The following is a 23,939-nucleotide window of genomic DNA, read 5'->3' on the forward strand; positions in this document are numbered from 1 at the left end:
GAATGCACCTTTGCAGGGAAGCCTCACGGCCGCGTATTGTGCCGCGCACTGTCAAAAGACCTGCACTGCTGCATCCCGTAAGATTGCAGCGAAGACGTGGGAGGGACTCCATGAGTGACGGTGTGTCATTGTTGTCGCGGGTATTGTTGCCGCGACCCGGCGAACCGCTCGATGTACGCAAGCTGTACATCGAAGAGTCCTCCACCAATGCGCGGCGGGCGCACGCCCCGACCCGCACCACACTGGAGATCAGTCGCGAGTCCGAGGTGTCCTTCGCCACCTATTTCAACGCCTTCCCCGCCAGCTACTGGAGGCGATGGTCGATCCTGGAATCGGTAGTGCTGCGGGTGGAGATCACCGGCAGCGCCCGGGTCGACGTTTACCGGTCCAAGGCGACCGGAGCGCGGATCACCCTGGGCGGCACCGAGATTGTCGAGTCCGGTGTGGCCGAGTTCGAGATTGACCTGGAACCGTTCGAGGACGGCGGCTGGATCTGGTTCGACATCACCACCGACACCGCGGTGCGAGTGCACAGCGCCGGTTGGTACGCCGCGAAGCCCGCACCCGGCCGTGCCAATGTCGCCGTCGGTATCCCGACCTTCAACAGGCCCTCGGACTGCGTCAACGCGCTGGCCGCGCTCACCTCGGATCCCCTCGTGGACGAGGTGATCAGCGCCGTCATCGTCACCGACCAGGGCACCAACAAGGCCGTCGACCATCCCGGTTTCGCGGAAGCGGCTGCGGCCCTTGGCGATCGGCTGCGGATTCACGACCAGCCCAACCTCGGCGGTTCCGGCGGATACAGCCGGGTGATGTACGAGGCGCTGAAGAACACCGACTGCGAACAGATTCTGTTCATGGACGACGACATCCGCATCGAGCCCGACTCGATCCTGCGGGCGCTCGCCTTCAACCGCTTCTCGAAGGTCCCGACGCTCGTTGGCGGTCAGATGCTCAACCTGCAGGAGCCGGCGCACCTGCACGTCATGGGCGAGATGGTGGACCGGTCGAAGTTCATGTGGTCGGCCGCCCCCAACGCCGAATACGACCACAACTTCGCCAAGCACGCGCTCGACGACACCGAATCCGACCGCAGCAAGCTGCTGCACCGCCGGATCGACGTGGACTTCAACGGCTGGTGGATGTGCATGATCCCGCGCCAGGTGGCCGAGGAGCTCGGGCAACCGCTGCCGCTGTTCATCAAGTGGGACGACACCGAATACGGTATCCGCGCCCGCGAGCACGGCTACCGCACCGTCACGCTGCCGGGTGCGGCGATCTGGCATATGGCGTGGAGCGACAAGGACGACGCCATCGACTGGCAGGCGTACTTCCACCTTCGCAACCGCCTTGTGGTCGCCGCGCTGCACTGGGACGGCGATATCAAGGGTCTGTTGGCTAGTCATCTGAGGGCGACATTGAAACATCTTCTGTGCCTTGAGTATTCGACCGTCGCCATCCAGAACAAGGCGATGGATGATTTTCTAGCCGGGCCTGAGCACATCTTCTCAATCCTCGAGTCCGCGCTACCGGACGTGCGGGCCATGCGCCAGGAATTTCCGGACGCGGTGGTGCTGCCCAGCGCTACCACGCTCCCGACCCCGTCGGACAGGCGGTGGCGCCGCAAGGTCAAGATCCCCACCAGCTTGCTTGCGATCTCCTACCGCCTGGCCCGCGGCGTCAACCACCAGCTCAAAGCGCATGATCCTGAGCATCACGTGCGCCCACAAATCAACGTGGCCACCCAGGACGCCCGCTGGTTCTCGCTGTGTCAGGTCGATGGGGTCACGGTCACCACCGCAGACGGCCGCGGCGTCGTCTATCGCCAGCGGGACCGCGAGAGAATGTTCGAACTGCTGCGAGAATCGGTGAAGCGCCAGGTGCTACTGGCCCGCAAGTTCAACCGGTTGCGCAAGGTGTACCGCGCCGCGCTAACCGAGATCACCAGCGTGGCAAGGTGGGAAATGTTGTTTGACAAGGTGGACGACGGGCTACTAGTAGAGCCTTGAATGGCGTGCGCGCATACACGGCAATGCGAGTGCCCCGAGGGCGGGCGGCGGCGTGTTATAGCAGCGCACCGCAGGGTCTCGTTCAAGCAAAAGCTGATGTACGTAGGGAGCTAGTGACGGACTGCCCTCAGAGGCTCGGCCGCGAAGAATTTCGTCGCACCCGAACAACGACGTTGGCTCCGGGGTTTTCGTGAGTGAGTTCGGTGATCACCGCTGAGAGCGTTCTGATCTTGCTTTGCAGGTGGGCGTTTTCGGTCGCCAGTTCTTGGTTGTGATCGCGGGGGCTTCGACCCCGGATGGTGGACACGGGATTTGTGGTTGTGCGGCTTCGCGCAGCGTAGCGGGGGCGCGGGCCCTTTCGTAGGCGGCGGGGCTGAGATAACGGCAGTAGGAGTGTCGTCGTTTCGTGTTGTAGCGGACCAGCCACCGGAACACTTCGCGGCGACACGTGGCGGCGTCATCCCAGCAGCTGTGGTCCTGGTGACTGGAGGACATCGTGTTTGAGGGCGGCGTTGAACGATTCGGCAAGCGCATTGTCCGCACTCGTTCCCACCGCCCCTAATCGACTGGGTGATGCCAAGATCACGGCACAGTGTGGCGAAACACGTTGAGGCGCATCGACTTCCGTGATCCGAATGACAAAATGGAGCCGATCGCACCACCCCGCAGACTGTCAGGGCCTTCAACGCCTCGGTGACCAGTTCAGTGCGCATGGGATCGGCGGTGGCCCACCGCGCCACCCGGCGCGAACAGCAATCGATCACCGTCGCCAAGTACGAGTTCCCGCCGGTGGCCAGCGGCAAATAGGTGATGCCCCCTCGGCGTACTTGGTGTTTGGCGCTGCGGCAGTGAAGTCACGGACCAACAGGTCGGGCACCTTCTGATTCGCCGGGTCGACCACGGTGGTCCTCACCCGCCGCCGCCGGCGGTAGCCCGCGATCCCCGCGGTGCGCATCACCCGGGCCACCCGCTTGTGGTTGACCCGCTGCACGTCGGGAACGCCGTCGTGAGCTCAGCGGTGATCCGCGGAGCACCGTAGGTGGTTCGGTGGCGTGAACCGCCCGAATGCGCTGCGCCAGTGCCTCATCGGACGCAGTTCGTCCTGTGCGGGTTGCGGCGGCGTTGCCCCCCCAGCCGTAGAACGACGGCCCTCCCTCACCGGTCAGCGCCAGTAGGTCCTCGCGGGCCTGGCTGGTCTGCCGGTCGAGCAACTGCTCGTCGACTGCGTCGAGCAGCTACGAACCGCTCGGTGGCGCCGGCACAACCGGCGCCACTTCCTCGGCCAGCGTGTCGAGATCCACCAGTCGCTCGGGCATCACGTCAGTCATGGGTGCCCAGTCTCCTTGATTGGAGTTACGCCCTTATGTTTACGGGGCCCCTTGCAAGATCAGGCTGCTGGCATAGCCTCCGGGCGTGGGCTTCGACGTCGTAATCTTGCACGCCGGGGTGAAACAGGTTGTCCAGCTGCCCAGAGTCCGCAAGTTGGCCGTTGACCCGGGATTGGTGTTGAACCCTTGCGGTGTGATCGTGTCGAAGTTGTTGGTAGCGGATCAACGCGTCGGGGATGTCTGCAATGGCGACGTCTCGGATCAGGGTGGCCAACGCCATACCGTCCTCGATGGCTTGGTTGGCACCTTGCCCCATGTGGGGCAGCATCGCGTGCGCCGCATCACCGAGGAGTGCGAGGCGGCCGTGGGTCCAGCGTGGCAGTGGGTCCCGATCATAGAGTCCCAGCCGGGATGTTGTGTCGACCTGCGAGATCAAACGACTCACCCACGGATCCCAGCCGGCGAACTCGGCCGCTAACATCGCAGGGTCACCCGGTGCCGACCGTGATAGTCGTAGCTGTTCATCGGCGGGCATAAACCCCACATAGGTGAGCCACTCGCCCGAGTGCAGTGGGAGCACCATGAAGTGCTTGCCCTGCCCGCCCCAGTTCGCCAGTGCGTGGGGCCACGGCCAGCCGGATACGCGGGCGGTGGGCAGCACCCCTCGGTAGACCATCACGCCAGAGAAGACCGGCGGCTGCGGCGCCACAACGTGGCTCCGCAGCGTGGAGTGAATACCGTCGGCTGCGATGACAACATCGGCGGCGACAGTGACGCCGTTGTCGAAGGCAACCAGCGCCGAGGAATCATCTTGGCTGAAACTGACGCACCGATGCCCGGTGTGTAAAGTCCCGGTGGGCAGGGCGGCGGCTAACGTTGAGATTAGATCCGGTCGGTACACGCCCCACACGGGGAAGAAAACGTCATCGCCGACAGCCTGACGCGCCAGAACGGACCCATCGGTGCGCATCCAGCGGAATTCGGTGCCCACAAACGCATTGCGTCGCACCTGCTCGCCGACGCCGAGCCGCTCCAAAACTCGCATGCTGTTGAGGAACAACCCGACCCCTGCGCCCACCTCACCCAGTTCAGGGGCCTGCTCGTAGACGCTGACCTCGAACCGGGGGGACTGCAAAGCCAACGCCGCTGCGAGACCGCCGATCCCACCCCCAACGATCACCACACGCACTGGTCCCGACGGAGTCTTCTTCCTACTTAGCGTGCCAGCCATAGCCCACTCCTTTCTCTCGCCTTGAGACCTTCAGATCGCGAATGGTCCCGCATGCTGGTCAACGACGCCGCAAGAGCTCTGGGGTCAGACCCAATCTGTGATGGTCGCCTCTGCGCGGAACCGCAGCGCCGGGTCGGCGTAGCGGACCTCCGCCAGGCCTGCCAGGGTGTCCACCGCAGCGCGCAGGGCCGGATAGGAGGTGGCCAGAGCGCGCACCTCGGCATCGGAAGCGGGTAGCTCGGCGACCCGCAACAGCGCGCGAACGTCGTCCTGGGTGGAGGGTCTTTCGGGCATACCGATGACCTCCGGTTTCAGCTGAGCCGCTGGGTCAGTGTCGATTTGACGGGGGTGCAGTGGAGTAGGGGTGCGCCGATGCCAGTCGGTGCGGGACTGCAGGGCGCGGCCGGCCCGCAGCAGGGTGGCCTCGTCGAACGGGCGGCCGGCCAGCTGTACCGACAGCGGCAACCCGGCAGCGGTGAAGCCCATGGGCAGGGCCAGCACCGGGTTGCCCACGCTGTTCCAGTAGCCGGTATGGGTGTGGGTGAACAGTGCGGCGAAAATGTCCTGCTCGTTGTCGGCGTAGTCGGTCAGGGCCGGAGCGCCGATGGAGATGGTCGGGCAGACGAGCACGTCGACCTCTGTGAACAGCTGGCGTAGCGCGTCCTGGGAGACCCGGCGCATCCGCTGGGCCTGCACATAGTCGGCGCCCGTCAGCAACGCGCCCCGAGCTAGCAGCGCGCGGGTGCCGAGGGAGTAATCAGTCCAGCGGCTGCCGGTGTCGGCGCGGTGGTAGGCCAGCGCTTCGCAGATCATGGTGACTACAGCGGCGGTGATCGTCTCGATGCGGTACGGGAGGGTGGCGGGGCGCGGGTGAGCGCCGGCGGCGGCCAGCGCGTCCACAACGGCGTCGAAGGCGCCGCTTAGCGCCGCGTCAGCGTCATCCGGGAAATGCCCCTCGCGCACTACGCCGACCCGAAGCCCGGCGAGCTTGACCGGTCCATCCATGCCCTCGGCGCGGAAGGGAGCTTCCACGCAATCGGGGTCCGACGGGTGTGGACCGGCGATCACCTCCAGCACCGCCGCGCAGTCGGCTGCCGAGCGGGCCAGCGGGCCGATGCGGTCCAGGCTGTAACCCCGCAGAACACAGCCGGATTTGGGCACCCGGCCGAAGGTTGGCATTAGGCCGCTTACTCCGCAGAACGCGGCCGGGATGCGGATGCTGCCGGCGGTGTCGGTGCCCAGTCCGGCCAGGAACAGCCCGGCCGCCACTCCGGCCCCGGTTCCCGAGCTAGAACCGCCTGGAGTGGTCGTCGGATCCCACGGGTTGCGGGGGATCGAGAAGCTGTTCGAGCCGTCTGGCAGACCGCAGGCGGACTCCGTGGTCGAGGTCTTGCCGGTGATGACGGCGCCGGCGGCCTTCAGGCGGGTCACGACTGGGGCGTCCCGGCCGGTGCCCCAGGCGCGGTCGAGCACCAGGCTCTGCTCGGCGATGGGTGCCTCGGCCGTGGCCAGGTGGTCCTTAACGCCGAAAGGGATGCCGTGCAGCGGGCCGCGGTCGCGTCCGGCGGTCAGCTCGGCGTCGGCGGTGTCGGCTGCGGCCAGCGCGTCCTCGTCTAGTCGGTGCACGTAGACGCCCAGGTGTGGGTCGGCCCGATCTGCGGCGGCCAGTGCGGCCTCGGTGAGGGCGCGGCTGGTGGTTGTCCCGGCGCGCAGAGCGGCGGCGGCCTCGGTCAGGGTGAGCGGCTGGTCGGTGGTCATGTCGGGTGCCTCTCCGCGCTGGCGGGCTAGGTAGTGGACTGAGCGGTGACGCGGGTGACGAAGCGGTACCGGTCGGTGCGCATCCAGATGACGGCCAAATGCGGCCACGTCGCCCTCCAGCAGACAGTCATCTCAAACTCTGCGACAGACCTAGTAGAGCCGGATCCGGAGCGCGGTTAGTGTGCGGAACAGGACGCTGGCTGGGTAGTCGAGCTCTTGGTCGGGCAACGTCGCGTCCGGGAACCTGTCGACCATCTCCTCGAGCACGACCCGGCCCTCCAGCCGGGCGAGGGGTGCACCCAGGCAGATGTGCTCCCCAAACCCGAACGTCAGGTGGGCGCGCGCGTTGGACCGCTCTGGCTGGAACGACTCTGCCTCGTCAAACGTCGCTTCGTCGTGGTTGGCCGAGCCCAGCGATAGCAGGATCTTCGCGCCAGCCGGGAGAGACACCCCACCCACCTCTACGTCGACCTTGGCCCGCCGTCGCCAGTTGATCACCGGCGCCTCCACGCGGAGCGCCTCCTCGACTGTGTTCGGAATGAGGCCGGGCTGTTCGTGCAACCGTCGCCACAATCCGGGGACCAGGAGCACACGATGAACCAGGTGAGTCAGGTGCGAGCTTGTCGTCTCGTCTCCGGCGAAGAGGATCGAGTACATAACCTGAACGAGCTCACGCTCGGTCAAGGGTTCATCGGTCTCCTGCCCTGCCCGGATAAGGTCGCTAGGGAAGTCTTCCCTCGGGTCCGCGATCCGGTCGGCGATGAGATCGCGGCACAGCGTGTAGAACCGGGCCAATCCCTGCCCGGCCACCCGGGACGCGGCCTCCTCCGGTCGTCCGGTCATCAGATAGACACGATCTGCGGAGCCTTTCTTGACCACGTCCAGGTAGTCATCGGGCAGCCCGAAGAGGCGGAATAGAACCAGGGCTGGCAACGGTTGCGCCAGCGCCGACACGAAGTCCACCTCGACTTGGTCAGCGATGCGGTCGATTTGTCGTCTCGCCAATTCGCGCACAGGCTGTTCCATTAGCTTGATGCGGCGCGGGTTGAACGCTTTGTTGACCTGCCTACGCGCTCTGGCGTGACCGGGCGGGTCGTTGTCGGCGAGCACGCGGACTGGCTGGAAGCCGACCTTGGATAACTCCTCCATAACTACGGGTCCAAAAGGTTCCAGCGGGGTGGTCACGAGATCGCTCGAGAAGTTAACGGTGTCGCGGATGACTTGCTTGACGTCGTCATAACGGGTCAGGATCCAGTAATCAAGTTCTTCGCTGTAGAAGGCGCGTGCTTCCGCCCGGGCAGCCTCGAAGACCGGGTAGGGGTCTGCCAGGTAGTCCGGGCTGAAAGGGTTGAGCCGGGCCGTCATCGAGATCGAACCTTGTCCGGATGCCGGACATGCGAATTTATCGGGCGGCTGGCTCATGCGTGCCTACCTTGGTGGTAAAAGCTAGAGCTACGTAGCATTTTCGACCTCCACATCGGTGCCGAGAACAAGGACTTGCGATCACGCCGGTCGCTACTCATCCTGCTGAAATCCGCAGAACCATAAGGATTTCCGCGAAGCGAACATGTTGCGGCTTTTCTAGGTGTGCGCCACGTCCGATTCGTCCGCTACTTTATGGCCAGATCCGCGCATTCGGCCAATACCGATCATGACTGGGTCATGTCGCTCCGGGATAAGCGGAGATAAGGAGCCCGGTGGTGCTGTGCTGGCGTGCCGGGTCGCCGACGAGGACCACCGCTGGTGCCGACGCTGCGCGGCAAGGCATCCCGCGCGATAGCATCACCCGGCGATTGGCCTGTAAGCCGTTCGGGTGGCGGCCCACCACGCTGGTGATCACGGTGCGCCGCTACCGCTGCGCCGGCTGTCGCCATGTGTGGCGGCAAGACACCAGTAAGGCCGCCAAGCCGCGAGCGGCGTTGTCGCGGCGTGCTCTGCAGTGAGCTATGAAAGCTATTGTCTGACAGCATTCTATCCGTAGCGAAGGTCGCCGAAGCGTTGACGGTGTCGAAGAGCACCGCGAACATTGCGGTACTGGCCGCCGGGTGCTCATCAACGATGCGGCCCGCTTCGGGCGGCGTGGCGGTCATCGGTGTCGACAAACACGTCTGGCGGCATACCCGTCGCGGCGACAAGTGCGTCACCGTCATCATCCGACCTCACCCCCGTACGCGGCAAGACCGGTCCCGCCCGGCTCCTCGACATGATCGAAGGTCGCTCGAAAAGGGTGTTCGCCGACTGGCTTGCCCAGCGACCCAAGGACTGGCGTGACCGAGTGGAAGTCGTCGCTATGGGGGTCTCCGGGTTCAAGACTGCCACCGCCGAGAAACTGCCGGAAGCGGACTCAGTGCTGGAACCCGTTTCATGTGGTGTGCTTGGCTGGCAACGCTTTTGACGAATGCCGCCGCCGGATGCAGGCCGCCACCTGCGGGCACCGTGGCCGCAGGACAGATCCGCCCTATTGGGCGCGGCGCACCCTGCACACCGGTGCCGATCTGCTCACCGACACCCAGAAAGCTCGACTCGCCGCCCGCTTCGCCGTCGACACCCATGTTGAGGTCGAGGCGACCTGGCAGATGTATCAACGCACCGTGGCCGCCTACCGCGAACCCGACCGCCGGCAAGGCCGTACAGTGATGGCGTCGTTGATCACCACGCTGAGTGTCGCTGTCCCCCAAGCTATTGACCGAAGTGATCACCCTCGGGGCGGACCCTGACCGCACGTGCCGACGTCGTGCTGGCCTACTTCGGCTACCCCGGCACCTCCAACGGCCCAACCGAAGCCATCGACGGCCGTCTTGAGCGCCTCCGCGGCTCCGCCCTCGGATCCGCAACCTCACCAACTACATCGCCCGATCCCTGCTGGAAACCGGCGGATTCAGACCCCAACTACGCCGCCAATGATGAAGAGCCAGATCAGGAAACTCATGTTGGACACTCACAACTTTCGATCATCCGCCACGGTGGCGGAGACCGGAAGTTTCGACAGGGTCGCGCGGGCGCCGAGCGTGGCCCACCCAGCGGCGTCACCGTAGGCAACAAAAGCGCAATGCCACCGCCCCGAGTGCAGCGCAGCAACAGTGGTCAGGCGCTCGGTTGCTCCACGCGTGAGTCAGGGTCTGCAGCGGCTGGTCGAGGATCTGGTCTCGGTGTCGGAAGTGCTGGAGCCTGCGCGTGCGGGTCGACTTCACCACGCGACAGAGGTGAAGACTCATCGTGTAGTCGCGTGACCCAGTGGCCGCGCCACTGGGAATCGGCAGTCCGCTCCTGTTGCCGACATCGTTCTACGTAGTCCAGGGCCGTTCGCACGAAACGATGGCAGTGCGGGTGGGCGCCCGACTTCGGCCAGACAAGGAGAACGTGAACAGGATCGGCATCCAGCGGCAGGAAGCGGACATCTGGATGGCGTGACCCAGTCGCGGCAGGGGCGCTGGCGAACCCGATTCCCCTACCCAGGGCGATCTCGCTGAACCACTCCCTGACGTTCCGAACGCTGATGATCCGGCTGGTCGGGTTGCGCGCGCGCCACAACGCCAGATTTCGGTTTACGAACCCGACCTCCGGGCGCACGGTAGCCACGAGACTCTCACCGTGAAGATCCTCCAGACGAACGCTCTGCTGGCGTGCAAGGACATGTCCGGCAGGGAGTGCAATCACGCGCTCCTCAAGCCAGACCATCCGACTGTTGTAGACCGCTGGGTCTGGCTCACACCTGAGCACGGCGATGTCAGTGGAACCGTCGTCGAGACCAGCCATATGTGAGTCGGAACAGAGCACCCGGACCACGCAGTCCGGATGCCGATCCTCGAACTCACCGATCACACGAGTGGCGTGCGGATCGCAACCGAGCCAGGCGAAGCCGAGCCGCAGAACCGAGCGCCCACGCCGAGGTGGTTCCAGCGCCGAGTCGAAGGCAGCCAAGGCTCGCAGCGCCAACGGCAGCAGGTCCGCGCCGTGCACGGTCAGCCGCACGGGCTGCTGAGATCGGTCGAGGAGTGTCACCCCGAGGCGGCGTTCCAGCTGCGCTACCAACCGGCTCACAGCCGGCTGGGTCACGTTCAGCTCCCTCGCAGCCTTCCCGAAGCTCCCCGTCGCCGCGACCGTAGCGAACGACCTGAAATGTCTGACCTCTACCACGCGGCCTCCGAGCAGCGACGATATCCCGGCGGTATGACTCGTTCATGATCGTCATTACCGAGTCGGGAACGGATCCGTTTAGGCTATTACGATATAACAAGCCTGGCCAGGGTCAATTTCCAACGGTCATGTAAAAGAATATCGATGCCGAGGTAGTAACAGATCCGCCACGGGTTCCGAGCCAATGATGCGCCCTTTGCTAGATCTCGCGGAGGGCAGGTATGCCCTCAGGCCTAGAAAAAAATGGACTTGCGAATCCACCACCCGCATAACTTGGTGCATTGGTTCGATGAGGTCGCGCTCAAAAAAAGGATTTGGCATTAGAACGACCGACGAAAGATTGAGGTGTCCAATGAGTGGTGTGTCTGAACTCGCTTATATTGGAGCCGGCGCAACAGACCTTGGTGCGTGGCGGTCCTATGGCACCGAAGTCCTCGGTCATGAGGTCACGTCCGACAGCGACGACCACGCCGTCTACCTACGGTGCGATGATCGACACCACCGCCTCCTCGCGGTACCCAGCAAGGTCGACGACGTCGAGTTCGTCGGTTGGCAAGCACGCAGCCCCGAGGCACTCGACGTCCTCAGCTCGGCCGTCAGCAACGCCGGAGTCGAAATCCACGAGGCAACGTCCGCCGAGCTCGCCCTGCGCCGCGTTCTCGGCATGAGCTGGTTCATCTGCCCCCACAGCGGGGTGCGCATGGAACTCGCCTATGGGCATCAAGTCATCGGCCCCACCTTCCGGCCTTCCAGAGAGCTCGAGGGCTTCAACACCGGCAATGGCGGACTCGGCCATGCGGTCTTGTACGCCAAAGACGTCCAGTTGGCCGCCCGTTTCTACTCCGAAATCCTTGGCTTCGGCGTGAGCGACTTCGCCACGATCCCAGGTGTCGGGCCGATCGGCGCGTTCTTGCACTGCAACGAGCGCCACCACTCACTCGCCTTTTTTGGCTTCGATAGTCCTCCTAGAAAAATTCACCACGTAATGTTCGAAACCAAGGGCATCGATGACGTCGGGTTCACCTACGACATCTGCCTCGACCGGTCGATCACCACGACGTCACTGGGGCGGCACGGCAACGACTGGTCGTTCTCGTTCTACTTCCGCAACCCATCGCAGTGGCACATCGAGTACAGCTGGTCCCCTCGGGTTGTCAATCCGGAAACGTGGATTACCGAGCAGTACACTTTCGGGAACCCCGGGCGCGCGTGGGGCCACGCCGGCCTACGCGAGATGCACTAAGCGACGGCGTGGCCGCCGTCCAACGCGTGCCCGCCACCAGCTTGTTGTGCCAGCGCCGAGACCGCGTCGCCGGCGGCCGCAACATCGGCGTCACCTCGCCCGAAAGTTGATCGAGCTCGTCTTCTAACGGGCTACGTGATCCCACATCCACAGGTTGAACCGGCTCACGCCCGCCCACGGCACACTCCCCGTGAGCATCACGATCGTGGTCAGCTCGAGGCGTGTGTGGTCATGACCCCAGCCCCGAGCCAACCGCTCGGAGGCCTGTCCACCTCAGCCGAGGATCTCGGCGCTGGCGCGCGCAGTCCGACCGCGCCGATCGCCGAGCTCACCGATCGATTGGTCCGACGTGGGTAATCTCGGTCAGCCGGTGAAGTTGGTCTAGGGCGGGCGAGCAGGGGAAGAGCAGCAGCTCGTCACAGCCGGCCTCGGCGAACTCTGCAATCGCGTCGCGCACGGCGTCTTCTGAGGTGAGCGCCCCGGCCGCGATGGTGGCCGCATAGTCGCCCATGAAGGCGTAGTAGTCACCCAGGCAGGTTTCGGCTAGCAGGCGCGCGTCCGGCCCCAGCGCGAAGTGGGCAACCGCAGCCAGCCTGGGCGCGCCTTCGCGGTCCGTTTCCAACCAGGCTCGGCGAGCCCGTTCGGCACCTGCACTGAACATTTGCACCCCACCACCGCCGGCGAGCCAACCGGCGCCGTACGCGGCCGCCCGGCGGAACGCGGCGGCGGATGTCCCGCCGATCATCAGCGGTGGCCCGCCGGGCCGCACCGGCCCGGGGCCGATGTGCCCCGCGAACCCTCGAGGCTCTCCGGCCCACACCGCTTTGAATTCCGCCAACTGTCCGTCGAAAACCGCTCCCCGGTCCTCGAAGCTGGTACCAGTCGCGGTGAAGTCTTCGGTTCGGGCGCCGCCGGCTAGCCCTACCGTGAGCCGCCCGTCGGCGAAACTGTCCACCGTCGCCAGCTGCTTAGCCAGCAGTGTGCCATTGCCCCGGAACGGAGCAATGATGACCGTGGTGATCAGCCGAATATGGCTGGTCACCGCCGCGGCCGCGGCCATCGTCGGAATGGTCTCGTGGCTGCCGTACACCAGTCGGTCTATCGTGCCGACGCTGGCGAAGCCAGCCTCCTCCGCCCGACGTGCCCAGTTGAGCACGTCACTTCCAGTCGCAGTCGGAATTGTCGCGGGTAGTCCCACACCAAGATCCATCTCGTGATCTCACCCCTGACTATTTCAAGCATCGAACGAACGTGAATTGTCTAATTCTAACCACGATGTCAGCTCGACAATTCATGACGATTACGCAGGGGTTATGTCGGCGCGGTATATCCTCTGTTGAAAGGTGTCTCACGGTTGAAATGCTGCACTCCAGAGCCTTCGCCACGCGGTCTGCTTCCGGATAAAGACAGTTGGTTATTTCAACTCGAATTAGTACGCTATTTCCTATGACGGCCAATGCGGAGAGTGAACAGTTAGCTTGTGCTCTGACGCTCGCTGAAGCCCGTGGCCGCGCGGCTGCCCTCGGTGAGTACGTTCAGGCGCGCGCTGCGCTAGGCGAGGAGCTGCGCCGGCTGCCCGATGAGACGATCGCGCAGTTCGTAACCAGTGACTTGATGCGGATGAACCAGGCGCGGCGATGGGGCGGCTCCGAGCTCGGTGCCGAAGCGGTGATCGAATTGGTCAGCGCGGTCGCCGAGGGCGACGGCGCGTCGGGTTGGGTCTTTGGACTGTTCGCGAGCCATTTTTGGCTTGGGTCGCTGTTCAGCCTGCCCGCTCAGCAGGACATGTGGGGCGAGGACCCGTCGGCGTTGATGTCCTCGTCGTTTGTCGCGGACCAGAGCGCTTGTGAACAGGTCGCCGATGGGTACCGGGTGTCCGGGCGTTGGCCTTTTTCAAGCGGGAGCGACTACGGTGCGTGGGCGATGGTCGGCATTACCGTTGGTCCGCCCGACGGCGGCTCGCCGATCTCGCGGTGGTGCCTTATCCCCAGGTCGGACTACCGGGTGGAGGACACTTGGCGGACCTGCGCGTTGCGCGGCACTGGCAGTAACACCATTGTGATCAAGGGCGCCTTCGTGCCTGAATACCGCACGGTCGATCCAAATACGTTGATGAGCGGGGTTGCTCCGGGCGCGCAGGCCAATCCGTCGGCGCTTTTCCGCCTGCCATTGGCTATGGCATTCTCGAGTTATCTCGCGGCTGTCGCGGCAGGCGTTGCGGCTCGTGCCGTTAACGAGTTCGTCGAGCATGCACAGCGGAAGGTCGACCAGTATGTCGGGCGGCTGGCGTTGACCGACTTGACGATCAACCACATTGGCCAGGTGTCGTCCTATGCCGAAGCAGGGCAGGGATTGATGTGCCACCGAGCGCGTGAGGTGGACGCGATACTCACCGAGGGACGAGCGCCAACAAAGGCGGAATGGCTAGCGTGCAATCGGGACTACGCGGCCGGTGTTCGGCTATGCGTGGATGCGGTGGACCTCTCGATGCGGGTCAGCGGCGCGGGCGGGCTCTTCACCCATCACTCGGTGCAGCAGTGTTGGCGGGATGTACATGGCGTCGCCGCGCACCGCGCGTTCAATCCGGATAACAATCACGGCAGCTGGGGTCGGCATCTACTCGGCCTTCCACAGCCGCCTGGCATGGCGTAGCGGCCCTGCTAAGTATGTTGCGTTGTTGACGCCACAAGTACCCGTCACTTGCAGGCGGTGATGTCTCAGCTGCCTTCTCGGCCGGTCCAGATGCCGACGTATTGGACCCAACCTCCTGATAAGGTGGGGGCGTAATGCCGCCTGCCGCATTGTCCGTGGCGAGGCGGGCGTCATGAGCCCGATGGGCGCGGCCGCCGGTGTCAGAGTCGGGGGATCGTAGTGGCCTCCGTGGTAGCGGCCGATCTCGACGGTCAGTTATTCCAGACGAAGAGGAAAATGATGAGCGGGTTTCCTTGGTTGTCGGTCTTTGTCTCGAAGGCGATGTTGATGGTGTGACTGGTGTTCGTGCCAGCCCACTGAAGGGGTATGGTCGCTCTCTCGTTTGGAATGCCGTAGAAGATCTTGGCTATGCCTGTGGCGCGTCCTCCTGAGTCCGGATCGTCAAACTCGAACTCTGCCAGTCCTCCCAGGTCGTAGTTGCCGGCGTGGGCCGGCATGGGTATGTCGATGGTGCACGTCTCTTTGTTCGGCGTTTGGATCCCGCTGGAGATCTTGGTTCCTTCCCCGATCAGATCCCATGAGATCTTGGTGATGACTTGGCGATTGCCGTAGCGCCACCCGAGTGCGCATTCGGTGGTGATGCTCAACTTTGCGGTCGGGGTCACCGGTGCGGGTGGTTCCTGCAGGCCAGTATTCGGCGCGCATGTGGTGAGCCCGGGTGTGGGCCACGTACCGGTGATGCGCTGGGGTGCGTCCGGCCATCACGCAAGCGCCCCTTCGCCATTCACGTGCTGCCGCACGAACCGCTGGCCGGTGATTCGTCGCCGGGCAAGGCCCTGTTGGTCATCATCGATCCAGAGCAGGCGCCTCAGCCTCCGAAAGTGCTGATTCGGAGGCTCTTTGGGCTCACTGAGGCCGAGGCTGACGTGGCGTTGCGAGTGATGCATGGCGACGGTCTTTCGCCCATCGCGGCGGAGCTGGGGCTCTCGCGTGCCACCGTGAACACGCATCTGCAACGCATCTATGACAAGACCGCGACGCACCGGCAAGCAGAGTTGGTGCGTCTCCTAATGACGGTTGCGCGGTAGAATATTCAGCCAGACGGGCTCGAACCGACCTGCGTGTCCGCTCGCGCCGGTGGGCGAACCTTTTTTTGGCCGGCGGCGCTCATCACCTTCGCGGGCCACCAGTCCGTACCACACCGCGGTGCCGGGATGGAGCGCATCACGCGGCCCGGGATGGTGTTTGGGGGACTGCCTTCAAGCGGTCGCGCTTAGCTCAGTGCGCGGCGTCGAATGCTTCGATGATGTCGTCGCGGATCCGGCCACGGTTTGACACCTTATGACCTTGCTGGCGTGCCCACCCGCGGATGGCTTCCAGTTGCTCCTTCGGCCGTCGGCCGGCCGCGGCACCGGAGAGCACCGTGCGTGTCGAGCCCTTTCGCGCGGTGGTTCGGAGCTTGGTCGCGGCCTCGACGAACGGTTTGAACGCCTTATCCAGCTTTGTGGCATTTGAGGCTGACAGATCGATTCGGTAGGTCACCCCGCGCACCCCGAATTCGATGCTCTCGCCGGCACCCTCGGGAAGTTCTTGGCCGTCCAAATCATCGACCAAAATACGCACAATGCGTTCAGCCACAGCAGATCCCCGCAAACCGACATTGGAAACGTAAACCGTATCAGAGGGCGGTGCGGGACAGTTGCACGTCCGCCAAAGTCGGCAGGCGGCGCGCACCCGATCGGGGTACTGCTCGTCGAGGACCATGTAGGCCCCCGGCCTGCACGCGAGCCTTATTTGGCGCGGCGGGCCAGTCTTTCCGGATCGTCGATGAGCACGGTCTTTCCGTGCACCCGGATCCAGCCGCGCACGCTGAAGTCATTGAGGGTTTTGCTGACCGTCTCCCGTGCGGATCCCACCAGCTGCGCCAACTCCAGCTGCGTGAGGTCGTGGTCGACCCGCAACGCATCCCCGTCGCGGACCCCGAACCGTTGGGCAAATGCCAGGAGCTGTTTGGCGATCCGGCCGGGTACGTCGGTGAAGATCATGTCGGTGACGCTGTCGTTGGTGCGTCGCAGCCGCCGAGCGAGGACCCTCAGGAGCTGCTCGGCGATCTCCGGATGCTGGCGGATCCAGGCCCGCAGCGCGGTTCTGTCCATGGTCACGGCGTGCACCTCGGTAAGCGTGGTGACCGTGGAGGTTCGCGGGCCGGGATCGAACAGGGATAGTTCGCCGACCATGTCCGCTGGCCCCATCACAGCGAGAAGATTCTCGCGGCCGTCGGAGAGGCACCGCCCAATCTTTACCTTGCCCTGGAGGATGATGTAGAGCAGGTCACCCGGGTCGCCTTCGCGGAAGATCTTGTGTCCACGGGGGAAGGTTAGTGGTTCTAGCTGGCCGGCCAGGACGTCGATGGCCGCTGGAGAAACGCCCTGGAAAATGCCGGCCCGCGCCAAGACTTCCTTCACCGAGTTTGATCCCTTCGCGCGGATGAAAGGCAGGCGACCCGCGGCGAGGCCTGCGCGACCCGTTACTAACCTACCTGAAAGTAAGTTACTGCCCGGTAATATAGCTGGTCGGGGCCTCGCTGTCGCTTACGGTTGCTCGTGTCGGAGTGTCGCAGATGTGGGAGGGGATCGCATGGACAAAGGAGGGCCCTGGCGGGTCGGTTATGTCGAAGACCACGAAAGCACAGCCCTGGGGCTGCGCGTCATCGTCGAGCAAGCCCCCGATCTGATCTGGGCCGGAACAGCCCCGACCGTGGACCAGCTGCTGGCCATATCCCGCGAATTCGACGTCGTCGTGCTTGATCTGTCCTTACCGGACAACTCCGCACCGGAGGACAACGTGGCACGCCTGAGCGCGTTGGGCATCCCCACTCTGGTTTATACCGCAGGTGAGAGGGTTGATTTGTTGCGTTCAGCCGCCCGGGCCGGGGTGTTGGGCACGATCAAGAAGAAGGCTCCGATGGCAGCGGTGCAGGAGGCGATCCGCAAGGTTGCGCAGGGTCAAGAGGTCGTCGATGCCCGGTGGGCCGCTGCCCTCGACGGGGACCGGGACCTGCGGCTCGCCAAGCTAAGCCCGCAGGAGCGGGAGGTGTTGACCATGATCGGGTCTGGAATGAATGATCAGATGATCAGCACCCGCCTGAACATCGGTACCGAGAGCGTGAAATCCGTTGTGGGGCGGATCCGGCGGAAGTATGCCGAGCTCGGCCGCAACGCCGAGAATCGTGCGCTGCTCGGCCGGCGTGCGGTCGAGGACGGACACGTTCCTCCCGACTACGGTCCACGCTCGGGTCAGTGATCACTTCGGCGCAAAGCCTGGCCCCGCCGGTCCCTCGGCGCGACAGCCGGGAGATTCGGTGCTCCCTGGCGAAGTTCATCGGATGGGGATACGTCGCGTTCTTCGTGATCGTGGTGACCGAGATCCCCGATCAGTTGTCGACGGTCCCGATGTGGTGGACACCGATAGCTCTGGCAGGGGTGTTCGTTCCCGGCTGGCTCATGTTGGCGGGCAGCTATGTTGATCGCGCAGTACGACTCACGACAGTGGTGCTGCCCTATTGCTGCGCGCTGGGCTATCTCCTGGTCGCCGGTAGCTGGTTTCTCGTGTGGACCGAGCAGCACACCACCAGCAGTACCGGCACGTGGCTGGTGACCTTCCCTGGTCTGGCCGCGTTGACTCTGGTTGTCGCTCCGTGGCGGTGGCTGGCGGTGCCGTACCTCGTTCTGGCGTTGTGTGCGGTGCAAGTGGCCAATTCCTGGGCGCGTTCGCAGCAGTATGGGCAGCTGCTCGTGACTGATATTGCCTGGGGTATCGCGTTTAGCGCTCTGTTCGTTCTGGCGGGGCTGATGGCCGTACGGACGGGGGACGAGCTGGACGCGACCTACGCCAGTACGTTGCGTTTGACTGCGGATGCCGTCGCTCAACGAGAGCGGGAGGCTCAACGCAAGCTTTATGGTCACATGATTCACGACAGCATTTTGGCGGTGATGGGCGAGGCGCCTCGGGCCAACGAAGATCCTTCTGTCGGAAGGGATGCGCGAGAAGCGTTGCGCGACTGGGCAGGACAGGAGGAGGCCGGCTCATCCAAACAACCTATCGGTCTTGACGAGGTGGTGGATAGAATCCGCAAGTCCGTCATACGGGCGTTCCCTGCGGTCGATATCGCCGTTGAGGTCGACCCGGATGCCGAGCAGCTTTCGGTGGTGCCGATGCGCGTGGGGGCGGCCCTCGCGGATGCGGCGGGCGAGGCGGTGCGCAATGCGCGTCGTCACGGCGGACCTGGGGTGTCGGTGGCTGTCACCGTGCGCTTGGACAGCTCACCGCTGCGGGTCACCGTCGTCGACGACGGTCCGGGATTTGACCCTTCGACGACCGTCACGGGCAGGCTTGGACTGCAGCACAGCATCATCGAGCGGATGTCGGATGTCGGTGGCCACGCGCGCATCGACTCGACTCCCGGTGTGGGTACCCGTATCGAATTGCTGTGGCCACGATGACCACCCCTGACGACGATCTGACCGCGCCCACCCTGCTGTGGTTGCACACCCGACGTGCACGAGTTGTGGCCGCCGTGTTCATTGCGGCGACCCTGGCGTCGCTGCCCAACTACGGTCAGCCAAACGCGAACCTGCCCTGGCTCATACTCGCCGTCACGGTCGTCGCCGCCGGCATCGGTCTACTGCTGGCTGCTCGCAACGACCCCATGCCGGCTGGCAGCGCGTGGGTGGCCGCGGCCTGTGTTCCCGTCGGGGCGTTGATCACCGCTCTGGCATTGCCGGGGCATGTCTCCAACCCGAACCAAACCAATGCGCTCGGGGCAGGGGTCGCGCTGTGTGCGTTCCTCTGCGTGCGCGGCCGTGTCGGGGCTGCATGGGCCGCCCAGGGTGCCAACGTCGCGATCATGTCGGCCTGGGGGCAGTGGACCGATCAAGGTGCGTGGGCGGGTTTCCTGGTGCAATTGCCCAACCTGGCGGTGCTGGCGATGGCGACCATGTTCGCCCGGATCATGCGTCCGGCCGCCCGCGACGTGCGCACCTTGCGCCAGCAAGAGGCGCGCGAGCACGCTGACATCGTCGCCAGCCGCGAACGGGATGCCGAGCGCGCCCGCCAGCGGGACAAACTGCAACGCCAGGCGTGGCCGTCGATCTCCCTGATCGCCTCCGGGGTGACCCTGACGCCTTCGCAGATCAGTGACATCGTGCTGCTGGAACAAGAGATACGCGACTCGATTAGCTCACCGTTTTTCGACGCCCCGCAGTTGCAGGACGCCACCCGGGCTGCGCGTGCCCGCGGTGTCGATGTCGTGCTGCTTGACGATCACGGGCTCGACGATGACGCCGAACTCGCTGAGTTGTTCGCCGGACTCGCCACCGGGTGGTTGGCTGAGGCGGCCGACGGCGTGATCACCGTGCGCGTGTTTCCGCCCGGGCGCGCCGAGCGGGCCAGTATCGTCGCCATCGCTGACGGAACGGGCGAAGGTCGCGAACTGAGCATGTCCGCCGATGGCGTTACCACAACGTACGGCTAGTGTCATGTCCCCCTTTTGGGGGACCCTAAAAGTAGGTCGCGGGCTCCAATGAAACTGCCGTTCAATCGGTTTCATGAAAACACTCACAAAATCAGCGTTGTCGTTGGCTGTCGGTGTCACATTGACCGGCATCGGGGTGGCTGCCTCCCCGCTGGCCAACGCTACTGACTACGGCGTCAGCATCGCGGCCTACTGTGCCGCCAACGTCCCGAGCGGAACTGCTGCACCGAGTCAGGCCACCAACATCAACAATCGGTGGGACGGCTGGCGCTGCGGGACCCGCACTGGCCTGGTCGGTGTCGATGTCGCCACGGCCTGCCGTCAACAGGTCAACCCCAACGCGATCGCCGTGACGGTCAACCAGACCGCCAGCGGCTGGCGCTGCCGGGTGTAAACCCGCTGCGACCGCGCCCGCCGCTCTGGATCGCTGCCGCCTCATGAGGGGGAAGGCGGCACGCACCCAGCGCGGCGGGCGCTTTGCACCGCCCGTGTCGACGATGCTGTCCAACCGGGCCTAATCCTCACAGTGTCATCCCCGAAAGGGCCCCTCATGATTTCCTCGTTGTCCTCCAAGATCGCTAAATGTGTTGCCGTCGTCGTGATTACGTCGGCGTTGCTCTCCGTGGCGTTTCGCTGGGTGACTCCCCCCATGACGGCGTTCATGCTCGCCGACCGCGGGTCACCGCAGTACCAGTTCGTGTCCAACGACCACATCAGTCGCCGCTTCCTGGCCGCGGTGCTCGTCCACGAAGACATCAACCTGGGCCCGCGCACCGGACCCTTCGACCTGGCGGCGTTCATCGGCCGGGCCCGCGCACACCTGGACGGACAGGAAGATCCCGGAGGCTCGACCATCCCGCAGCAGTTGGTCAAGAACATCTTCCTGTGGCGTGGCGGCGGAGCGTTCCGTAAAGCCATCGAAGCCGCCTTGGCGACGGAATTCGCCTTCAGCATTTCCGACGCCCGACTCCTGGAGCTCTACGTCAACTACGCGCAGTTCGGCGCCGGGCTCTACGGTGTCTGCGCCGCCAGCTGGTACTACTTCGATCAACCGCCGGCGATGCTCGACGACGACCAAGCCGCGCAGCTCGTCGGACTGCTTCCGCTGCCGGATCTCGTCCAACGCCAGGCCGGCGGCGGCATCTATCTCGGCCCGGAGGCCAACCCCAAAGCGGTCGACCTGATCAACGGCTCCAAGAATGTCTGGCTCCCAACCGAACTGGCCAACAACGGCGGATGGCAAGCCGTAGTCGCCACCGTCGGCATCACCGATACCGCAGCGGATCACGCCGGCGACATCGACGACGACTCATGCTCATCGATGCCCGAAGACGTCTCGCAGCGTCTACAGCAGGAAGACCCGACGTACATCCCGCCCGACCCCGGCGCCGCCGCGGTGGCCGAGAGCAGGAGCTGTCAACGTCGTACCCGCCGTCGCGGGAGGTCGGGCATGCCCCGTCTCCAAACGACGATGACGGGCAGCCAAGCTCGCGACCCGGACCGGATCAAGTTTCTGAGCGCGTCTCGCGGACGAGGCCCTGAACACTTGCGTCGCGCAGCGCTTGCAGGAGATCGAGCTGGGCGTCGATATCGGGGGTGGGGCCGGCAGTGGTGAGGTAGGTGGGTGATACGCCGAAACCCGTTGCTATAGCGGCCAGTTCCGTGTTGGTTGCCGCCGCGTCGTTATCTCCCGAGCGCAGGGCCTCGAGTCTCGCTGCGCTGAGGGGCACACCACTTTTTGCGGTGATCGCCGCTGCTGCGGCGGCGGTAGACATGGGCGGGGCATCTCGCTTGTGCATCACCTCGAACAGCCGATCAATCTTTCCAGCCAGTTCGGTGGCGCCTGTGCCCGGACACTTACCCGAGGCTTCCCAGCGGCATATTCGTCGGCCGTGAGCGTCGTACTCGTTGATCAGCGCCGCAGTCCGGCCGCATGCGGGGCAACGCCGAGCTTCAGCGGTTCGCTTCCCGATTGCATGGTTCTCGGCCACGCTGGTCGCGTTGGCGAATCGTCTGCGCCTCATACCTGGCTGGCCGCCTTTAGGCGACGCGGTTGCGCCGCTTGGCGAGCTCATCGTGAGCGTGCGGTTGACTTTGCTCGGTGACGGCTTCTGACGGGACGTGGCGGAGGTCCTCCCGCAGGCCGGGAAGCGAGGCCCCGACTGCTATGCCAAAGACGCCCTGGCCGCCGGCGAGTAGGTCGACGACGTCGTCGGCGCTGCTGCATTCGTAGATGCCGACGCCGTCGGACACGAGGGTCAGCCCGGACAGGTCGGTGATTCCGCGGTTGCGCAGCGCTTCGACAGCGGTACGAATGTTGGTCAGGGATATTCCTGCATCCAGGAGACGCTTCACGACCCGTAGAACGAGCAGGTCGCGGAAGCTGTACAGGCGAACGCTTCCAGATCCGGCAGCGGTGGCGATGGACGGTCGGACCAGGTCAGTACGTGCCCAGTAGTCCAGTTGCCGGTAGGTGATGCCGACGACCGTGCACGCCGCCGGTCCTCGCCATCCCCGAGTGTCGTCGGCAGCAGCAGATGCGGCGTCGAACACTTCTGCGTCGACGTCCTCGAAGCTCAGTTGGTCTGTCATTGGTCGCCCCTCCCACCTTCATCATAGATGGGAGTCCCGCGGCCTGGCGGCGTCGCGGACGCCCCGTTCTTGATCGACAAGAGTGCTTTGCGTCCTTCAGGTGGGGTTGTGGAAGCTACTGGCGGTAGACCCTGCTGTAGGTGACTTCCATTGGGCCGCTTATGGTTCGGCGGACGATCGTGACGCTCACATTGGGGATCTCAGCTGTGTTGATCGCGGTGTTGATGAACTGTTTCGCGTGGGCAACGCAGATGGATTCGCCGGGCACGGGATAGCAGATGTCGATGGCGTCGGAGGGAGTGAATCGGCCACCGAGAGGGTCGGTTCCCTTGGTCCACGCACTGCGTCCAGCCCACCAGCGGTCGAGTGCTTGTTCGTGTGCTGCAGCCTGGGCGATGTCGACCCCGTAGACGTCGATGTCGTGGTATTCGTTGTCTGCGAGTTCCCGGAATATCGTGGGGCCCTGTCCATCCCAGATGAGCGTGCCTTCGATGACGACGTTCTCTTTGCGGCTGACACATTGTCGGCGGATCCGGTCGGCCAGACCCACTGACTCGTCGTGCACCAGCGCAGACAGTTCACGGGGTGCGACCCGGTGTCCGTCGGCCAGGGGCGCCCCACTCAGGAGGTGGTCGTAGATTCCGTCGGTGAGCGCCTGCTCGATGAGGTGGTCCTTGATCACGTCGGCGTCGATGAACCGGTAGTCGCCGATCCCCGTTATCTGCTTTTTCAACATGGTCGTCTTGCCGGCGCCGGGTGGGCCCGCCGAAACGATGGCGCTGCGCCCGTCGCGAGGCGGGTCCTGCAGGCTCAGGTACCAGTCGATGGTGCGGTTGTGGAATCGGGCTCGGGCTGTGTCCGTGATCGGGTACCGGTGATGGGTTGACTCGTCTGAGTCTCGATGCAGAACCGCCCCCGGGGCTGACAGGGTGGTGAATTGGTGGGCGACGTCGGCGCGTTGGTCAGGGGAGTTCGGCATTGAGTTGGCGATCAGCCAATTGCTGGAACTCGTCATCGCTGAGTTGGCCGCGGTAGTAGGCGGTCTCGATGGCGTCCCAGTCGCCGGTGATGTACGCGTCGGTCGCAACGTCATTGATGCGAGCGACGTGACCGAATGTGTAACGCCACTTGAGCAGTTTGTCCATCATCTGCTCGGCCGTGATGAGCCCGGCGGTTCGCTTGTCGATGAACTCGGCCGGTTTTTCGTCGAGCTGTGTGGGGTCGTCGGAGATGCGGCGCAGGATCCGTTGGATGGTGGCCTGCGATTGAGTGCCGACGAGATCGCTGATCTGGCGTTGGGTGAGGCCTTGGACGGTCGCGGCGTCGTAGATTTCGCGTTCGAGCTCGCGTTCATCGAGCCGCTGACGTGCAGCTTTCGCTGCTAATCGCTGCTGGGCCAGAGTTTGGTGGGCTTCCGTCGTCATGTCCATACCTCCTGATTCATTATGAATCACGA

20 protein-coding genes and 2 pseudogenes are annotated in these 23,939 nt (G+C 64.4%); 10 read left to right on the forward strand and 12 right to left on the reverse strand.

The window, feature by feature from the left end; all coding sequences use genetic code 11:
• Positions 1-110 precede the first annotated feature (110 nt).
• Positions 111-2,009 carry a glycosyltransferase gene (locus H7J86_RS32445; protein ID WP_267296085.1) on the forward strand — a complete coding sequence of 633 codons (1,899 nt, stop codon included), beginning with the start codon at positions 111-113 and terminating at the stop codon, positions 2,007-2,009.
• Positions 2,010-2,330: 321 nt separating this feature from the next.
• Here H7J86_RS32445 and H7J86_RS32450 read toward each other — a convergent pair.
• The 4 genes and pseudogenes from H7J86_RS32450 to H7J86_RS32465 form a co-directional block, all read right to left on the reverse strand.
• Positions 2,331-3,154, reverse strand: a pseudogene (locus tag H7J86_RS32450) (IS3 family transposase); the annotation flags it as partial.
• 208 nt (positions 3,155-3,362) lie between these two features.
• Positions 3,363-4,568: an FAD-dependent monooxygenase gene (locus H7J86_RS32455; RefSeq protein ID WP_267296087.1), complete on the reverse strand. Its 1,206-nt coding sequence runs from the start codon at positions 4,566-4,568 to the stop codon at positions 3,363-3,365.
• 84 nt (positions 4,569-4,652) lie between these two features.
• Positions 4,653-6,326: an amidase gene (locus H7J86_RS32460; protein ID WP_267296089.1), complete on the reverse strand. Its 1,674-nt coding sequence runs from the start codon at positions 6,324-6,326 to the stop codon at positions 4,653-4,655.
• A gap of 150 nt (positions 6,327-6,476) precedes the next feature.
• The gene (locus H7J86_RS32465) at positions 6,477-7,748 is read right to left on the reverse strand and encodes a cytochrome P450 (protein WP_267296091.1); all 1,272 of its coding nucleotides are present in this window, start codon (positions 7,746-7,748) and stop codon (positions 6,477-6,479) included.
• A 229-nt stretch (positions 7,749-7,977) separates the two neighbouring features.
• Here H7J86_RS32465 and H7J86_RS32470 point away from each other — a divergent pair.
• Positions 7,978-9,230 (forward strand): annotated as a pseudogene (locus H7J86_RS32470) (ISL3 family transposase).
• Positions 9,231-9,410: 180 nt separating this feature from the next.
• Here the strand turns inward: H7J86_RS32470 and H7J86_RS32475 are convergent.
• Positions 9,411-10,463: a LysR family transcriptional regulator gene (locus H7J86_RS32475; protein WP_267296093.1), complete on the reverse strand. Its 1,053-nt coding sequence runs from the start codon at positions 10,461-10,463 to the stop codon at positions 9,411-9,413.
• A 352-nt stretch (positions 10,464-10,815) separates the two neighbouring features.
• Here H7J86_RS32475 and H7J86_RS32480 point away from each other — a divergent pair, with 352 nt between their 5' ends.
• Positions 10,816-11,706 (forward strand): VOC family protein, encoded by an 891-nt coding sequence (locus tag H7J86_RS32480; RefSeq protein WP_267296095.1) that lies wholly within the window; start codon positions 10,816-10,818, stop codon positions 11,704-11,706.
• 328 nt (positions 11,707-12,034) lie between these two features.
• On the opposite strand, the gene H7J86_RS32485 is transcribed toward H7J86_RS32480, so the two are convergent.
• Complete coding sequence (locus tag H7J86_RS32485) at positions 12,035-12,916, reverse strand: LLM class flavin-dependent oxidoreductase (RefSeq protein WP_267296097.1); 882 nt, start codon at positions 12,914-12,916, stop codon at positions 12,035-12,037.
• A 236-nt stretch (positions 12,917-13,152) separates the two neighbouring features.
• Between H7J86_RS32485 and H7J86_RS32490 the strand changes: the two genes are divergently transcribed.
• Positions 13,153-14,358, forward strand: a complete 1,206-nt coding sequence (locus tag H7J86_RS32490) for an acyl-CoA dehydrogenase family protein (RefSeq protein WP_267296099.1) — start codon at positions 13,153-13,155, stop codon at positions 14,356-14,358.
• Positions 14,359-14,609: 251 nt separating this feature from the next.
• On the opposite strand, the gene H7J86_RS32495 is transcribed toward H7J86_RS32490, so the two are convergent.
• Positions 14,610-15,023: a hypothetical protein gene (locus H7J86_RS32495; protein WP_267296101.1), complete on the reverse strand. Its 414-nt coding sequence runs from the start codon at positions 15,021-15,023 to the stop codon at positions 14,610-14,612.
• Positions 15,024-15,146: 123 nt separating this feature from the next.
• Here H7J86_RS32495 and H7J86_RS32500 point away from each other — a divergent pair, with 123 nt between their 5' ends.
• Positions 15,147-15,446, forward strand: coding sequence for a helix-turn-helix transcriptional regulator (locus tag H7J86_RS32500; protein WP_267296103.1), 300 nt, complete (start codon positions 15,147-15,149; stop codon positions 15,444-15,446).
• Positions 15,447-15,636: 190 nt separating this feature from the next.
• Here H7J86_RS32500 and H7J86_RS32505 read toward each other — a convergent pair whose 3' ends face one another.
• Both H7J86_RS32505 and H7J86_RS32510 read right to left on the reverse strand, forming a co-directional pair.
• Positions 15,637-15,996: a histone-like nucleoid-structuring protein Lsr2 gene (locus tag H7J86_RS32505; protein ID WP_267296105.1), complete on the reverse strand. Its 360-nt coding sequence runs from the start codon at positions 15,994-15,996 to the stop codon at positions 15,637-15,639.
• A gap of 152 nt (positions 15,997-16,148) precedes the next feature.
• The gene (locus tag H7J86_RS32510) at positions 16,149-16,823 is read right to left on the reverse strand and encodes a Crp/Fnr family transcriptional regulator (RefSeq protein ID WP_267296106.1); all 675 of its coding nucleotides are present in this window, start codon (positions 16,821-16,823) and stop codon (positions 16,149-16,151) included.
• 172 nt (positions 16,824-16,995) lie between these two features.
• Between H7J86_RS32510 and H7J86_RS32515 the strand changes: the two genes are divergently transcribed.
• From H7J86_RS32515 to H7J86_RS32535, 5 genes are all read left to right on the forward strand, one after another.
• Positions 16,996-17,661 carry a response regulator transcription factor gene (locus H7J86_RS32515; RefSeq protein WP_267296108.1) on the forward strand — a complete coding sequence of 222 codons (666 nt, stop codon included), beginning with the start codon at positions 16,996-16,998 and terminating at the stop codon, positions 17,659-17,661.
• The gene (locus H7J86_RS32520; RefSeq protein ID WP_267296110.1) at positions 17,658-18,860 is read left to right on the forward strand and encodes a sensor histidine kinase; all 1,203 of its coding nucleotides are present in this window, start codon (positions 17,658-17,660) and stop codon (positions 18,858-18,860) included. The genes H7J86_RS32515 and H7J86_RS32520 overlap by 4 nt, the downstream gene beginning before the upstream one ends.
• On the forward strand, positions 18,857-19,891 hold the full coding sequence (locus H7J86_RS32525; RefSeq protein WP_276066012.1) for a DUF8320 family protein: 1,035 nt from the start codon (positions 18,857-18,859) through the stop codon (positions 19,889-19,891). The genes H7J86_RS32520 and H7J86_RS32525 overlap by 4 nt, the downstream gene beginning before the upstream one ends.
• Positions 19,892-19,964: 73 nt before the next feature.
• On the forward strand, positions 19,965-20,285 hold the full coding sequence (locus H7J86_RS32530; protein ID WP_267296114.1) for a hypothetical protein: 321 nt from the start codon (positions 19,965-19,967) through the stop codon (positions 20,283-20,285).
• Between the two features lie 255 nt (positions 20,286-20,540).
• Complete coding sequence (locus tag H7J86_RS32535; RefSeq protein ID WP_267296116.1) at positions 20,541-21,506, forward strand: biosynthetic peptidoglycan transglycosylase; 966 nt, start codon at positions 20,541-20,543, stop codon at positions 21,504-21,506.
• 425 nt (positions 21,507-21,931) lie between these two features.
• Here the strand turns inward: H7J86_RS32535 and H7J86_RS32540 are convergent, their stop codons facing one another.
• The 3 genes from H7J86_RS32540 to H7J86_RS32550 form a co-directional block, all read right to left on the reverse strand.
• Positions 21,932-22,483, reverse strand: coding sequence for a MerR family transcriptional regulator (locus H7J86_RS32540; protein ID WP_267296118.1), 552 nt, complete (start codon positions 22,481-22,483; stop codon positions 21,932-21,934).
• Between the two features lie 115 nt (positions 22,484-22,598).
• The gene (locus H7J86_RS32545; RefSeq protein ID WP_267296120.1) at positions 22,599-23,462 is read right to left on the reverse strand and encodes a zeta toxin family protein; all 864 of its coding nucleotides are present in this window, start codon (positions 23,460-23,462) and stop codon (positions 22,599-22,601) included.
• Complete coding sequence (locus H7J86_RS32550; RefSeq protein ID WP_267296122.1) at positions 23,446-23,907, reverse strand: sigma-70 RNA polymerase sigma factor region 4 domain-containing protein; 462 nt, start codon at positions 23,905-23,907, stop codon at positions 23,446-23,448. The genes H7J86_RS32545 and H7J86_RS32550 overlap by 17 nt, the downstream gene beginning before the upstream one ends.
• Between the last annotated feature and the right edge of the window lie 32 nt (positions 23,908-23,939).

Origin of the sequence: Mycobacterium hackensackense, from assembly GCF_025822555.1 — a bacterium.
Taxonomy (GTDB): Bacteria; Actinomycetota; Actinomycetes; order Mycobacteriales; family Mycobacteriaceae; genus Mycobacterium; species Mycobacterium fluoranthenivorans.

What these genes read in the sequence shown, in the direction of transcription:
- H7J86_RS32445 (WP_267296085.1), top strand. Translation starts at nt 111, where the DNA reads ATGAGTGACGGTGTGTCATTGTTGTCGCGGGTATTGTTGCCGCGACCC.
- H7J86_RS32455 (WP_267296087.1), bottom strand. Translation starts at nt 4,568, where the DNA reads ATGGCTGGCACGCTAAGTAGGAAGAAGACTCCGTCGGGACCAGTGCGT.
- H7J86_RS32460 (WP_267296089.1), bottom strand. Translation starts at nt 6,326, where the DNA reads ATGACCACCGACCAGCCGCTCACCCTGACCGAGGCCGCCGCCGCTCTG.
- H7J86_RS32465 (WP_267296091.1), bottom strand. Translation starts at nt 7,748, where the DNA reads ATGAGCCAGCCGCCCGATAAATTCGCATGTCCGGCATCCGGACAAGGT.
- H7J86_RS32480 (WP_267296095.1), top strand. Translation starts at nt 10,816, where the DNA reads ATGAGTGGTGTGTCTGAACTCGCTTATATTGGAGCCGGCGCAACAGAC.
- H7J86_RS32485 (WP_267296097.1), bottom strand. Translation starts at nt 12,916, where the DNA reads ATGGATCTTGGTGTGGGACTACCCGCGACAATTCCGACTGCGACTGGA.
- H7J86_RS32490 (WP_267296099.1), top strand. Translation starts at nt 13,153, where the DNA reads ATGACGGCCAATGCGGAGAGTGAACAGTTAGCTTGTGCTCTGACGCTC.
- H7J86_RS32515 (WP_267296108.1), top strand. Translation starts at nt 16,996, where the DNA reads ATGGACAAAGGAGGGCCCTGGCGGGTCGGTTATGTCGAAGACCACGAA.
- H7J86_RS32525 (WP_276066012.1), top strand. Translation starts at nt 18,857, where the DNA reads ATGACCACCCCTGACGACGATCTGACCGCGCCCACCCTGCTGTGGTTG.
- H7J86_RS32530 (WP_267296114.1), top strand. Translation starts at nt 19,965, where the DNA reads ATGAAAACACTCACAAAATCAGCGTTGTCGTTGGCTGTCGGTGTCACA.
- H7J86_RS32535 (WP_267296116.1), top strand. Translation starts at nt 20,541, where the DNA reads ATGACGGCGTTCATGCTCGCCGACCGCGGGTCACCGCAGTACCAGTTC.
- H7J86_RS32540 (WP_267296118.1), bottom strand. Translation starts at nt 22,483, where the DNA reads ATGACAGACCAACTGAGCTTCGAGGACGTCGACGCAGAAGTGTTCGAC.
- H7J86_RS32545 (WP_267296120.1), bottom strand. Translation starts at nt 23,462, where the DNA reads ATGCCGAACTCCCCTGACCAACGCGCCGACGTCGCCCACCAATTCACC.
- H7J86_RS32550 (WP_267296122.1), bottom strand. Translation starts at nt 23,907, where the DNA reads ATGACGACGGAAGCCCACCAAACTCTGGCCCAGCAGCGATTAGCAGCG.